General features: G+C 56.5%; 12 protein-coding genes. 8 read left to right on the forward strand and 4 right to left on the reverse strand.

Features of this window, described 5'->3' with window-relative positions; genetic code table 11:
- Nucleotides 1-33: 33 nt before the first annotated feature.
- Entirely contained in the window at nt 34-981 is a 948-nt protein-coding gene (locus LDN84_RS12620) for a DMT family transporter (protein ID WP_223903809.1), read from the forward strand.
- A 9-nt stretch (nt 982-990) separates the two neighbouring features.
- Here LDN84_RS12620 and rraA read toward each other — a convergent pair whose 3' ends face one another.
- On the reverse strand, nt 991-1512 hold the full coding sequence (rraA, locus tag LDN84_RS12625; RefSeq protein WP_223903810.1) for a ribonuclease E activity regulator RraA: 522 nt from the start codon (nt 1510-1512) through the stop codon (nt 991-993).
- Nucleotides 1513-1704: 192 nt separating this feature from the next.
- Between rraA and LDN84_RS12630 the strand changes: the two genes are divergently transcribed.
- The 6 genes from LDN84_RS12630 (at nt 1705) to LDN84_RS12655 (ending at nt 7841) form a co-directional block, all read left to right on the forward strand.
- Nucleotides 1705-2169, forward strand: a complete 465-nt coding sequence (locus LDN84_RS12630) for an SWIB/MDM2 domain-containing protein (protein ID WP_223903811.1) — start codon at nt 1705-1707, stop codon at nt 2167-2169.
- A gap of 91 nt (nt 2170-2260) precedes the next feature.
- Complete coding sequence (locus LDN84_RS12635) at nt 2261-3265, forward strand: ABC transporter permease subunit (RefSeq protein WP_223903812.1); 1005 nt, start codon at nt 2261-2263, stop codon at nt 3263-3265.
- Between the two features lie 5 nt (nt 3266-3270).
- The gene (locus LDN84_RS12640; RefSeq protein WP_223903813.1) at nt 3271-4167 is read left to right on the forward strand and encodes an ABC transporter permease subunit; all 897 of its coding nucleotides are present in this window, start codon (nt 3271-3273) and stop codon (nt 4165-4167) included.
- Nucleotides 4168-4179: 12 nt separating this feature from the next.
- On the forward strand, nt 4180-5151 hold the full coding sequence (locus LDN84_RS12645; RefSeq protein WP_223903814.1) for an ABC transporter ATP-binding protein: 972 nt from the start codon (nt 4180-4182) through the stop codon (nt 5149-5151).
- Nucleotides 5148-6152 (forward strand): peptide ABC transporter ATP-binding protein, encoded by a 1005-nt coding sequence (locus LDN84_RS12650; protein WP_223903815.1) that lies wholly within the window; start codon nt 5148-5150, stop codon nt 6150-6152. The genes LDN84_RS12645 and LDN84_RS12650 overlap by 4 nt, the downstream gene beginning before the upstream one ends.
- Nucleotides 6153-6215: 63 nt before the next feature.
- Entirely contained in the window at nt 6216-7841 is a 1626-nt protein-coding gene (locus tag LDN84_RS12655; RefSeq protein WP_276572399.1) for an ABC transporter substrate-binding protein, read from the forward strand.
- 114 nt (nt 7842-7955) lie between these two features.
- On the opposite strand, the gene LDN84_RS12660 is transcribed toward LDN84_RS12655, so the two are convergent.
- Nucleotides 7956-9719 carry a thiamine pyrophosphate-binding protein gene (locus tag LDN84_RS12660; RefSeq protein ID WP_223903816.1) on the reverse strand — a complete coding sequence of 588 codons (1764 nt, stop codon included), beginning with the start codon at nt 9717-9719 and terminating at the stop codon, nt 7956-7958.
- Between the two features lie 53 nt (nt 9720-9772).
- A complete protein-coding gene (locus tag LDN84_RS12665) occupies nt 9773-11005 on the reverse strand; it encodes an MFS transporter (protein ID WP_223903817.1) in 1233 nt (410 codons plus the stop codon).
- A gap of 70 nt (nt 11006-11075) precedes the next feature.
- On the opposite strand from LDN84_RS12665, the gene LDN84_RS12670 reads away from it, so the two are divergent.
- Nucleotides 11076-11900 (forward strand): AraC family transcriptional regulator, encoded by an 825-nt coding sequence (locus LDN84_RS12670; protein ID WP_223903818.1) that lies wholly within the window; start codon nt 11076-11078, stop codon nt 11898-11900.
- Nucleotides 11901-11949: 49 nt separating this feature from the next.
- Here LDN84_RS12670 and LDN84_RS12675 read toward each other — a convergent pair whose 3' ends face one another.
- The gene (locus tag LDN84_RS12675) at nt 11950-12636 is read right to left on the reverse strand and encodes a TetR/AcrR family transcriptional regulator (protein WP_223903819.1); all 687 of its coding nucleotides are present in this window, start codon (nt 12634-12636) and stop codon (nt 11950-11952) included.
- Between the last annotated feature and the right edge of the window lie 160 nt (nt 12637-12796).

A 12796-nucleotide genomic window follows, 5' to 3' on the forward strand; every position in this document is an offset into this window, starting at 1 on the left:
ATCTATGTTTTGCACCATCGACACACATCCATCTTGAAGCCAAATCATCTCTCCGTCCTTCATGCCCCACCCCGTTGGCTGGCCTATGGTTTACTGGCTTTAAGCATGTCACTGGTAGGCAGCTATGTGGCCTTGAGCAAACCCCTGGTGGCGGCCATACCCATATTTTTACTAGCCTGGCTGCGTTTTGGCCTGGGTGCCCTGGCCATGCCACACTGGCTGCGTAAACCGCCAGATGAACCACCCTTGAGCCCAGCCACCCAACGCCTGATTTTTCTGGAGTCGTTTCTGGGCAATTTTTTGTTCACGGTGTGTATGTTGTTTGGCGTGAGCATGACCACGGCAGTCTCTGCCGGTGTCATCATGGCCGCCATTCCCACGGCAGTGGCACTGCTCAGCTGGGTGTTTTTGCGTGAGCGCATTGGTCCGCGAGTATGGCTGGCCATCGGTTTTGCAGTAACTGGCATCGCCCTGTTTTCACTATCAAAAAAAGAGCTATCAGCGCTTGATCCACAAGCATCAGAGGCTAATTTTTTACATAAAAATGCCTGGCTCGGCAATCTGCTGGTGTTGGGCGCTGTGGTATGTGAAGCCTCGTATGCAGTGATTGGCAAAAAGCTCACCGGCAGTATCTCCCCCAAACGTATCACCGCCTTGATCAACCTGTGGGGGCTGGCACTCATGACCCCGTTTGGGCTGTATGCAGCCTGGGCTTTTGACTTTTCATCCATTCAACCCAGCATGTGGCTACTGCTGGTGTTTTATGCGCTGGCCGCCAGTGTCTGGACCGTCTGGCTGTGGATGACCGGCTTAAAAACCATTCCGGCTGCACGTGCCGGCGTGTTCACCGTGATGCTGCCGATCTCTGCCGCACTGGTGGGGGTTGGGGTGCTGGGCGAGAGCCTCAGCACCATGCAGATGCTGGCTTTTGGTCTGTGCCTGGTGGGGGTTGTGCTGGCTACCCTGCCCAGCCGCAGATGAAAACAAAACTCAAACCAGTCTGTTAGTACTGATCACCATGCCATCAGCATCGGCATACAGCCATTCACCCGGATTCACCCAAACACCCTGAATTTGCACGGGCAAGTCCTTCAAGCCCTGGTTTTTCTTCTCGGTTGGCATCGGCATGCTGGCCAGGGCACGAATACCAACATGGAGCGGTGCAAGTTCTGCCACATCACGCACACAACCATCAATCACCACACCGGCCCAGCCATTTCTGGCTGCAGCCGCGCCCAGATTGCCACCCAGCAGTGCCCGACGTAATGAGCCTGCACCATCCACAACCAATACCTTGCCAATACGCCCCTCGGGCGACTCTTCAAAACCGCATGAATCAACCGCGGCTTTGACCAAGGTGTTGTCTTCAAAGCATTTGACCGTCACCACAGGACCACAAAACACGCGCTGTGCACCAAAGTCTTTGAAGACTGGTGGCAGCACCCGAAACTGCTCAGGTGCAGCATTTTTATGCGTATCACAAAGATCGCAGGTGGCAAAACTTAGAGTCATAAAAATTCCTTTGGATGTTGGAGTAGAGGAAAAATTGTAAAACCAGCAAAAACATGGCGTAAAACGATGCACCACTCGGTGAAATTCGTGTCATCCCCCTTGGAAAGGGTTAATTTCTCCAGTAGGATTCGACCCAACCAGCCCGTCTGTGCGCAGCTGGCGATTCACTTAACTTGAAAAGGACATCCGAATATGGCAACTGCAACCAAAGCTCCAGCAAAAAAAGCCGCCCCCGCCACTAAAGCAGCTCCTGCTAAAAAAGCGGCTCCCGCCAAAGCTGCAGCGCCTGCCAAAAAAGTAGCAACCCAAGCCGCAGCCCCAGTCAAAAAGACGGCACCCGCAAAAACGGCCGCTCCCGCCAAAGCAACAGCAAAAGCAGTCGCAGCTGCCCCAGCACCTGCTGCCAAGCGTGCAGTCAACTCAGCCTTCATGAAAGCCCTGACTCCCAGCGCTGCATTGGCCGCTGTGGTGGGCGCAAAAGCCCTGCCCCGCACCGAAGTGGTCAAACAGCTGTGGGTCTATATCAAAGCCAACAAACTCCAAGATACAGAAAACAAACGCATGATCAATGCCGATACCAAGCTCAAAGCCGTGTTTGGCAAAGCCCAGGTCACCATGTTTGAAATGGCGGGACTGATTGGCAAGCACCTGAAATAATTTTTAAGAGCCATCACTTCAAAAGCCGACGCAAGTCGGCTTTTTGTTTGTGGCATCATGCCGACAATTACAAAATAATTACACACTGTAAATGTTGCGTTTTCTCCTTACCCGCTTGAGCCTCATTGTCCCGACCTTCATCGGCATGACATTGGTGGCCTTTTTCCTTATCCGGTTGGTGCCGGGTGATCCCATCGAAACGCTGGCTGGCGAGCGCGGCATTGATGCCACTCGCCATGCTGAATTGCTCAAAGCCTATGGACTGGATCGCCCGGTCATGGTGCAGTACGGCATCTACATTGGCCGGGTGTTACAAGGCGATCTGGGCACATCCATCATCACCCATGAGCCCGTTCTCAACGAGTTTCTGGCCTTGTTCCCCGCCACCATTGAACTGGCTGTGTGCGCCATTCTTTTTGCTCTGATCATTGGCATCCCGGCGGGTATCCTGGCCGCAATCAAACGCAATACCATTCTGGATCACGGTGTCATGGGGGTGTCACTCACGGGCTATTCCATGCCCATTTTCTGGTGGGGCCTGTTGCTGATTTTGCTGTTTTCGGTGCAACTCGACATGACCCCAGTGTCTGGACGTATTGCCGTGCAGTACTTCATTGAACCCGTCACCGGATTTTTATTGATTGACACCTGGCTGGCGGGTGACAAAGATGCATTCTGGTCAGCACTCACCCACCTGATATTGCCCACTATCGTGCTGGGTACCAACCCGCTTGCAGTGATTGCCCGCATGACCCGCTCAGCCATGCTGGAAGTATTGGGTGAAGACTACATTCGCACGGCGCGTGCCAAGGGTTTGTCCAACTTTCGCGTAGTCGCGCTACACGCCCTGCGCAACGCACTCATTCCAGTCATCACTGTGATCGGTCTCCAGGTAGGTGTGCTCTTCACTGGCGCCATCCTGACTGAAACCATTTTTTCGTGGCCAGGCGTTGGCAAATGGATGATCGAAGCCATTGGCCGACGTGACTACCCGGTCTTGCAAGGCGGCATGCTGCTGCTGGGCGGCATGGTCATGATCGTCAACCTGCTGGTAGACGTGACCTACGGCATCATCAACCCCCGCATCCGGCACTGAACATTATGACCACCCTTGCCGACAACACCCCCCATTTTGAACCACCGCACCCGTTACGCGAATTCTGGGACTATTTCTCAACCAACAAAGGGGCCGTGGCGGGCCTGGTCATCGTGCTGCTGGTGCTGCTGATGGCCGCTTTGGCCCCCTGGATTGCGCCCTACTCGCCCAATGACACCGACCCCAGCGTGTTTTTGACACCACCAGCGTGGCAAGCTGGCGGCTCCAGTGCCCACTGGCTGGGTACCGATGCGATTGGCCGCGATATTTTGTCGCGCCTGATCCATGGCGCACGTTTGTCCCTGGCCATTGGTCTGGCCGTGGTGGCCCTCTCGGTGGTGCTGGGCACGGTGCTGGGGTTGACGGCAGGCTATTTCCGTGGGTTGTTTGAAATTGCAGTGATGCGGCTGATGGACATCATCCTGACCCTGCCCAGTCTGTTGCTGGCCATCGTCATCGTGGCAATTCTGGGCCCCGGTTTGATGAACGCCATGCTGGCGGTGGCTGTTGTGGTGTTGCCGCATTACGTGCGCATCACCCGCGCTGCCGTCATCACCGAAATGAGCCGCGACTACGTCACCGCCGCCCGCATGAACGGTGCGGGCCATTGGCGGCTGATGTTCAACGAGGTGCTGCCCAACTGTACAGCACCGCTGATTGTGCAAGCCTCACTGGGCATTTCAGCGGCCATTCTGGATGCTGCTGCCTTGGGCTTTCTGGGTCTGGGCGCACAACCCCCCTCGCCCGAATGGGGCACCATGCTGGCCGATGCGCGTGAATTTGTGCTGCGTGCCTGGTGGGTCGTCACCTTCCCTGGCCTGGCGATTTTGATCACTGTGCTGGCGTTCAACTTGCTCGGTGATGGTTTACGTGATGCGTTTGATCCCAAACTCAAGCGATAAAAAAATAATGTTATGGCTCTTCTCGAAATAGAAAATCTGTCTGTACGGTTTCCGTCCAAAACGGCCGTCATGCACGCGGTGGACGGTGTCAGCCTGTCACTGGATGCAGGTGAAGTGCTGGGCATTGTGGGTGAATCCGGCTCGGGTAAAAGTGTCACCATGATGGCGCTGATGGGGCTGGTGTCTTTTCCAGGTGTAGTGCGCGCCGACAAACTACGTTTTGACGGGCATGACCTGTTGCAGCTCTCCAGCAGCGCGCGTGCCAAGCTCACCGGCAAAGATGTGGCCATGATCTTTCAGGACCCCACCACAAGCCTGAACCCTTGTTTTACCGTCGGCTTCCAATTGGCCGAATCACTCAAGCTGCACCTGGGGATGGATGGCAAGACCGCACGCAAGCGCTCCATTGAACTGCTGGAGCAAGTGGGTATCCCTGCTGCCGAAAGCCGCCTGAACGTCTACCCGCACCAGATGTCAGGCGGTATGAACCAGCGCGTGATGATTGCCATGGCCATTTCCTGCAACCCCAAGCTGCTGATTGCCGATGAGCCTACTACCGCGCTTGACGTGACCATCCAGGCACAAATTCTTGACTTGCTGCGCACCTTGCAAAAAGATCTGAACATGGCTCTGGTGCTGATCACCCACAACATGGGTGTGGTGTCCGAGATGGCGCAACGTGTGGCCGTGATGTATGCCGGCCAGATCATGGAAACACGCAGCGCTCACGACATTTTCGAGTCACCCCAGCATCCCTACACCGAAGCACTGCTGGCAGCCATGCCCGAGCGCAGCGACGGTGCAACCCGTCTGGCCACTATTCCCGGCATGGTGCCCGGCCTGTTTGACCGACCCAGCGGTTGCCTGTTTGCGCCACGTTGCGCCTATGCCTCGCAGCATTGCCGCACCGAGCGCCCTGAATTGCGGGATTGGCAAACCGGCATGGTGCGTTGCCACTACCCATTACAAGGGGACAGCGTATGAACCCAATCCATACGCCCCCAGAAAAAACCATCGACCCCGTGGTGGTCGCTCGTGAGCTCAAGCAAGTCTACAAAATCAACCGCGGCTTCATGCATGCTGCCGACCATTTGCAGGCGGTCAGTGGCGTGTCATTCACTGTGCAGGCGGGTAAAACACTGGCTGTCGTGGGTGAATCCGGTTGCGGCAAGTCCACCCTGGCGCGTATGGTGTCCTTGATTGAGACCCCAACTTCTGGTGAGTTGTCACTCGGTGGGGTGGATGTGGTGAAGGCCAGTACCCAAGAGCGCCATGCCTTGCGCCGAAAAGTTCAACTGGTCTTTCAAAACCCGTTTGGCTCACTCAATCCCCGCAAGAAAATTGGCTCCATTCTGGAGTCTCCGCTGGAGATCAATACCCCACTGAATCATGTAGAACGTTCCGAACAAGCCCGTGCCATGTTGACTCTGGTGGGGCTTCGTCCAGAACACTTCGACCGCTACCCCCACATGTTTTCGGGCGGTCAGCGCCAGCGCATCGCCATCGCCCGCGCCCTGATGCTCAAACCCAGCCTGATCGTGGCCGATGAACCGGTCTCGGCACTGGATGTCTCCATTCAGGCTCAGGTGCTCAACTTGCTGGCCGACTTGCAGCAAGAAATGCATCTGGCTTATCTGTTCATCTCGCATGACCTTGGTGTGGTGCGCCACATTGCGCACGATGTGCTGGTGATGTACCTGGGTCACGCGGTTGAACAAGGTGAGAAAAAAACCATCTTTGCGCAACCCTTGCACCCTTACACGCAGGCGCTGTTGGCATCCACCCCCGGCATTGTGGGCACGGGCGCAACCCAAAAACGCATTGTGCTGACGGGTGAGCTGCCCTCCCCCCTGAACCCACCCAGCGGCTGTGTGTTTTCAACCCGCTGTCCACATGTCACGGCGCAGTGCACCAGCGAGCGCCCGGTCTTGCGAGAACTGGCTGGCAGGCAAGTTGCTTGCCATTTGGCTGAACAATTCGTTTAATCGGTTTGAACTGATTTTCTCAACCTGCTGCAACGCAGCATTAACCCGTAAGGAGTCCACAAGATGACTTTTCCGAAATCAAAGCGCACATTCACCTTCAAGCGCACCGCGCTGTGCGCCCTGGCACTGCCCGCATTGCTGGCCATGGGCCAAGTCGGTGCCAAAACATTGGTGTATTGCTCGGAAGGCAGTCCGGAAAACTTCTACCCAGGCATCAACACCACAGGAACTTCGTTTGATGCCAACATCCAGATTTATGACACCCCGGTGCAGTTCGAGCGCGGCGGCACCAAGGTCTTGCCAGCACTGGCCTCCAGCTGGGACATTTCCAAAGATGGTACGGAATACACCTTCCACTTGCGCAAAGGCGTGAAATGGCAGTCCAACAAGAATTTCAAACCCTCGCGTGACTTCAACGCTGATGACTTCATCTTCTCGATTGAGCGTCAGTGGAAAAAAGAAGACCCTTACTTCAAGGTCACCAGTTCCAACCACTCTTACTTTGACGACATGGCCATGCCCAAGTTGCTCAAGTCAGTCGATAAAGTGGATGAATACACCGTCAAGATCACGCTGAATGCCCCAGAAGCACCCTTCCTGGCCAACATGGCCATGCCACACAATGGCGTGCAGTCCAAAGAGTACGCCATTGCCATGTTGAAAGCTGGCACGCCCGAGAAGCTGGACCAGGAACCCGTTGGCACTGGCCCCTTCTCGCTGGTGCAATACCAGAAAGATGCCATCATCCGCTACAAAGCGTTCCCGCAATACTGGGCCGGCAAAGCCAAAATTGACGACCTGGTGTTTGCCATCACGCCGGATGCCTCGGTGCGCTGGGCCAAGTTGCAAAAGGGTGAATGCCATGTCATGCCCTACCCTAATCCGGCCGACGTGCCCGCCATGCGCAAAGACGACAAAGTCACCGTGCTGGAACAACCTGGCCTGAATGTGGGTTACTTGGCCTACAACACCACCAAAAAACCCTTTGACGATGTGCGCGTGCGCAAAGCGGTGAACATGGCGATCAACAAAAAAGCCATTGTGGATGCGGTCTATCTGGGCACTGGCGTACCCGCCACCAACCCGATTCCACCCACCATGTGGTCTTACAACAAGACGGTGAAAGACGACGCCTATGATGTGGCGGCCGCCAAAAAACTGCTGGCCGAGGCTGGATTGGCCAACGGCTTCACGACCGACCTGTGGGCCATGCCGGTGCAACGCCCGTACAACCCCAACGCCAAACGTATTGCCGAGCTGATGCAGGCGGACTTGGCCAAGGTGGGCATCAAGGCCGAGATCAAGAGCTACGAGTGGGGCGAATACCGCAAGCGCATGCAAAACGGCGAACACCAGATGGGCATGCTGGGCTGGACCGGTGACAACGGGGACCCGGACAACTTCCTGAACACGCTGCTGGGCTGTGCTTCTGCCAAGTCCAACGGCTCCAACGTGGCCAAATTCTGCTATCAGCCGTTTGAAGACCTGATCCAGAAAGCCAAGGTCACCTCCAACCAGGCGGAGCGCACCAAACTTTACGAAAAAGCCCAGGTGATTTTCAAGGAGCAAGCACCCTGGTTCACCATTGCCCATGCGGTGGCTTTAAAACCAGTGCGCAAAGAAGTGGTTGACTTCAAGATCAGCCCGTTTGGCTCTCACGTGTTTTATGGCGTGGATTTGACCAAATAAACAAGTTTGAATCCCAGAAAAAAGGCCAGCGCAAGCTGGCTTTTTTATATGCAAAATTAGGCTCTAGCGCTTATCAATCAAGCGTGAAAAGCTCTTAATTAAATAGCTAAAAATTTACCGGCAATCTTCTTCCCGCGCCAACGCTGCCTGGGTAATGGCATTCAACGTGCCGCGGGTGCTGATCACTTGCGGGTCCAACATGATCTCAATCAGGGTACCTTCCGGTCGGGCTATGGCTGCCAGCAACGCTGGCTCAAACTCTTCGGTGCGGGTGATGCGCACACCGGCATAACCATAGGCCTGTGCCAGAGCCGCAAAATGGGGGTTAGCCAGCTGGGTGCCGGACACATGCTGCGGGTACTCGCGCTCCTGGTGCATACGAATGGTGCCAAACATACCGTTGTTGAGCAGCACGATGATGGTCTTGGCGGCGTACTGCACGGCAGTGGCCAACTCTTGCCCGTTCATCAGAAAGTCACCATCCCCAGCCATCGTGAACACCAATCGACCCGTGGTAATGGCCGCCGCAATACCTGCGGGCACGCCATAACCCATGGCCCCATTGGTTGGCGCCAACTGGGTCTTCACGCCTTTGGCCAAACCCTGATAACGCCAGAACCGGTGTACCCAGCTGGCAAAGTTACCTGCACCATTGGTCACCACCGTGTCCGCTGGCAAATGTTGTTGCAGCATTGCCACCACAGCAGGCATGTTGACCAGGCCATGCGAACTATCTTGCGGCAGGTCAGCGATCAGGGTGGGCAGCAGATTGGCCAGATAGTCGGCATGGCAGGCTTGCGCCCAGGCGGCCCAGGGCAACACATCGGGCGGCAGCAACTCGGCCAGGGACAAAGCCGCTTGTGCCGGGCTGGCATGAATGGCCAGATGCGCCTGATAAACCCGGTTCAACTCTTCGGCACTGGCGTGGATGTGCACCAGGGTTTGTTTTGGACAGGGTGCCTCTATCAACGTGTAGCCCCCCGTGGTCATCTCGCCCAGGCGCGGACCCAGCGCCAGAATCAAATCGCTAGCCTTGATACGAGCGGCCAGTTGGGGGTTGATGCCAATACCCACGTCACCGGCGTACAGCGGGTGCTGGTTGTCAAACGTATCCTGAAAGCGGAATGCATTACCCACCGGCAATTGCCAATGTTCGGCAAACTTCTGCAAGGCAAGCGCGGCCTCAGGTGTCCAGTCGCTGCCACCGGCAATGACCATAGGACGCTGCGCTTTTAAGAGCTGCTCACGCACATCTGATAAGGGCTTGAGGCCTAAATGACTCTCAACTTTGGCCACATAAGGCAAAGCTTGTGGCCATACACCGCTGGTTGAATGCTGTTTCAGGGATTGCGTCAGCATGTCTTCAGGCAACACCAGCACCACCGGCCCGGGGCGGCCATTCATGGCGGTGGCAAAAGCCCGTGCCACGTACTCGGGAATGCGAGCCACATCATCAATGCGCTCCACCCGCTTGGCAAACCCTTTGGTGCTGGGGCCCAAAAAGCTCAGGTAATCCACCTCCTGAAACGCCTCGCGGTCGCGGGTGTCGCTGGCCACATCACCCACAAACAGGATCATCGGGGTAGAGTCCTGAAACGCGGTATGTACACCAATCGACGCATTGGTGGCCCCCGGCCCGCGCGTCACAAAACAAATGCCGGGCCGCCGGGTGAGCTTGCCATGGGCTTCGGCCATGAACGCCGCGCCACCCTCCTGCCGGTTAATGATGAACTGGATCTGCTCGCGGTACAGGTGAAAGCCGTCGAGCACCGCCAGATAACTCTCACCGGGCACACCAAAGACATGGGTCACACCTTGTTCGACCAAACACTGCACCAGCAGGTGGCCACCAATTTGGGGGGAAATGGAAGTCTTCATGAGCGCATTGTGCAATGAAAGCCTGGGAGCAAAAACTGACAGGTTACTTGGTATCAGCCCACCTTGACAGCCTGCCGCCCGGTGCGCTGCCCCACCCCCAGCGCAGCCACCACACTGAGCAGCAAGACCGCTGCGGCCCCTATCAGCGTGGCGCTGTACCAGCCCCGATCCATGAACGCGCCAAACACCAGCGGCGAAATGGCAAAACCGGTGTCCAGCCCCGAATACACCAGCCCATACACCCGCCCGGTAGCCCCTTTGGGGGTGGCCTTTTTGATCATCATGTCACGCGACGGCCCGCCAATACCCACGGCGAAACCGGTGGCCGCCAGCACCACCATGGTCAACGTGGCCCCAAACAAGCCGGTGCCACACAAGGCCAGCAACAGCGCCGCAGCTGACATGGCCATCGCCACCACACGGTCACTGTGGCGTGAATAGGCGGCGACAAAACCACCCACAAACATGCCCAGCGCACCACACAACATGTAGGCCGTGAGTGTCAACGTGGCCGCCTCAAAGCTGATGCCATGCATGGCCTTCAGGATCGACACCGAGAAACTCTGAATCACCGCCAGGGTCATGGTCGAGAGCAAAAAGAAGGCAAAACACCACCACACCACCGGCAGCTTCATGAACGCCAGACTGTGTTCAACAGGCGCATCCGGGTGGTGCGCCACGATCTGGGTGCTGAGCTTGTCGCGGTTGAGTAGCAACACCACCAGCACCAGCCCATACAAAGCCGCAGCCCCCAGGTAAGCGGTGCGCCAGTTGCTCAGCGCCGTGAGTGTGGCAAAAAACACGGGGGCCGCCGCCCAGCCCAAATTACCGGTCAAACCATGTGCGCTGAATGCATGCCCCAGTCGCGGTGCGGACACCCGCTGATTCAAAATGGTGAAGTCCACCGGGTGAAAGGTGGCATTGGCCAAGCCCGCCAGCGCTGCAACCACCATCAAACCGCTGTAATCGGTAACACTGGAAGCCAGAAGTGCAGCGGCGGCAAACAGACTGATGGCCATAAACAGCAAAGGCCGCGCACCCAGCTTGTCTACCACAAACCCGGCACTGGCTTGCCCCAGGCCGGACACCACAAAAAACACGCTCATGAGTGCCCCCAACTGAGAAAAGCTCAGGCCAAACTCTTTCATGAACACCGGAAACAGCGGCGGCAATAACAAATGGCCAAAGTGCGAAGCGGCATGTGCCATGCCGACCAGGGCAATGATGCTGGCATCTTGCTGAAGCGGCACCGAAGCCGCAGAAGGATGAAGGGTGGTACTTGTCATGCTTCAATGGTAGAGGCAGCTGCGGTATGCAGAAATACGGCAAAAAGACAATAATCGTCGAATTCCCGCCATGAAACGCAAAACCGCCCTCACCCCGGTGTCGTTTGACACCTCCGCCAACCGCCCGCCCAGTGCCGCACGACCGGTGCGTAGCCGCGCCAGATCACTGGCCATGGATGCCCACATTGAACCCCACCAACACCCCTGGTCACAGTTCACCTACTGCGCCAGCGGCTTGATGCAGGTCACCGTGACGCAAGGCGAAGTGCAAACCACCTTCATCGTGCCATCTACCCGCGCAGTCTGGCTACCGCCGCATGTGCAACACAACGTGGTGGTGCTCGAAGCTGCTGAATTACGCACCGTGGACATTGCACCCGCCGTGCTGCCACCCGACTGGATCGAGTGCCGCGTGCTGGTGGTGAGCAAGCTGCTGCGTGAGTTGATCCACGCGCTGGAAGGCTCCGAAGTGGGCCCCCGGGAAGATGCCCTCATGGCGCTGGCCATGGATGAAATCACCCGCGCCGACACCCAGGCACTGGGTGTACCCATGCCCCACCCGGAGCATGGTGACAAGCGATTGCGCACCCTGTGTGAAGCGGTGCTGCGCAACCCGGCAGAAAAATCGCAGCTGCGCGATTGGGGCAAGCAAGTGGGTGCCAGCGAGCGTACCGTGGCGCGCCTGTTCCGCGATGAGCTGGACACCACCTTCCAGCAATGGCGACTGCAAGCCGTGCTGGCCCATGCCCTGCCCCAACTGACCCGCGGCCTCTCCATCGCCCAGGTGGCTGCCGCCAGTGGTTACGCCAGTGACAGTGCCTTCAGCGCCATGTTCAAACAAGCCATGGGCAAGGCTCCGAGTCATTTTCAACGCAAAAAACTATCAAATAAATAGCTGCTCACGCTTATTTTGCTTGCTCTACAAGCCATTTTTATGAAATAACTTAATGGCCCGGCGCTTCAGCTGGGTTTAACAACATGCCACGCATCAAATGGATCAACTCTGTCTCCAGCGATGTTTGGTGCAGCAAAGACGTGTTTTCCACCACACCGTAACGAATGGCACCAAGCAATGCACGTGTAATGACAAACTGGCCCGCCGGAGTCAGGGATCGAACCCCATCCACAGGCAAAACTGCCAGCTTTTGCCCCAAAAAGTCTGCAATTTCAGTAATACGGCGATGAAACTCAGGGAACGCGCCATGATCCATCACCGCCTGCATTAACAGAAACTGAACCCGTTGCCGTCCGCCAAAGGCATTGATCCAAGCGTGAATGGTGGCACGCAAGGTTTCGTCCAGTGAACGCACTGCCGCCTGATCCATGGCTTCCCGAGTGGTCTGCGCCACGTCCTCCAGCTCATGCATGGCCATGGCCAGCAGCAGACTTTCTTTGTTATTGAAGTACTGGTAGACCGTGCCTACCGCATACCCCGCCTGCTCAGCGATCCGGTTGGTCGTCAGGCCTGCCAAGCCCTCAGACTCCATGATCTGTGCGGCTGCTTCAAACAAAATTTGAATGGTCAGTGCTGCACGGTGCTGGTTGGGGGCTTTTCGCAACTGTGCCGATGTACGTTCCCCCTCAGGAGTGGGCTTGTTATGGCGTAAGTGGCGCGTGGGTTTGTCCGTCATGAAAACTGAAACTCTCTGATCAATCAAGTTGAATTTTGCACTTTAGCAACACATGGACACTCAGGTATTTTGTCAGTTGCGGAGGGATAACCTGGCTTCACCCCACGTACAGAGGTGAATTTTGGGTTCATCATCCAGCACACGGTGGCTCATTTTTCAA

It is taken from the genome of Rhodoferax lithotrophicus (genome assembly GCF_019973615.1).
GTDB classification, from domain to species: domain Bacteria; phylum Pseudomonadota; class Gammaproteobacteria; order Burkholderiales; family Burkholderiaceae_C; genus Rhodoferax; species Rhodoferax lithotrophicus.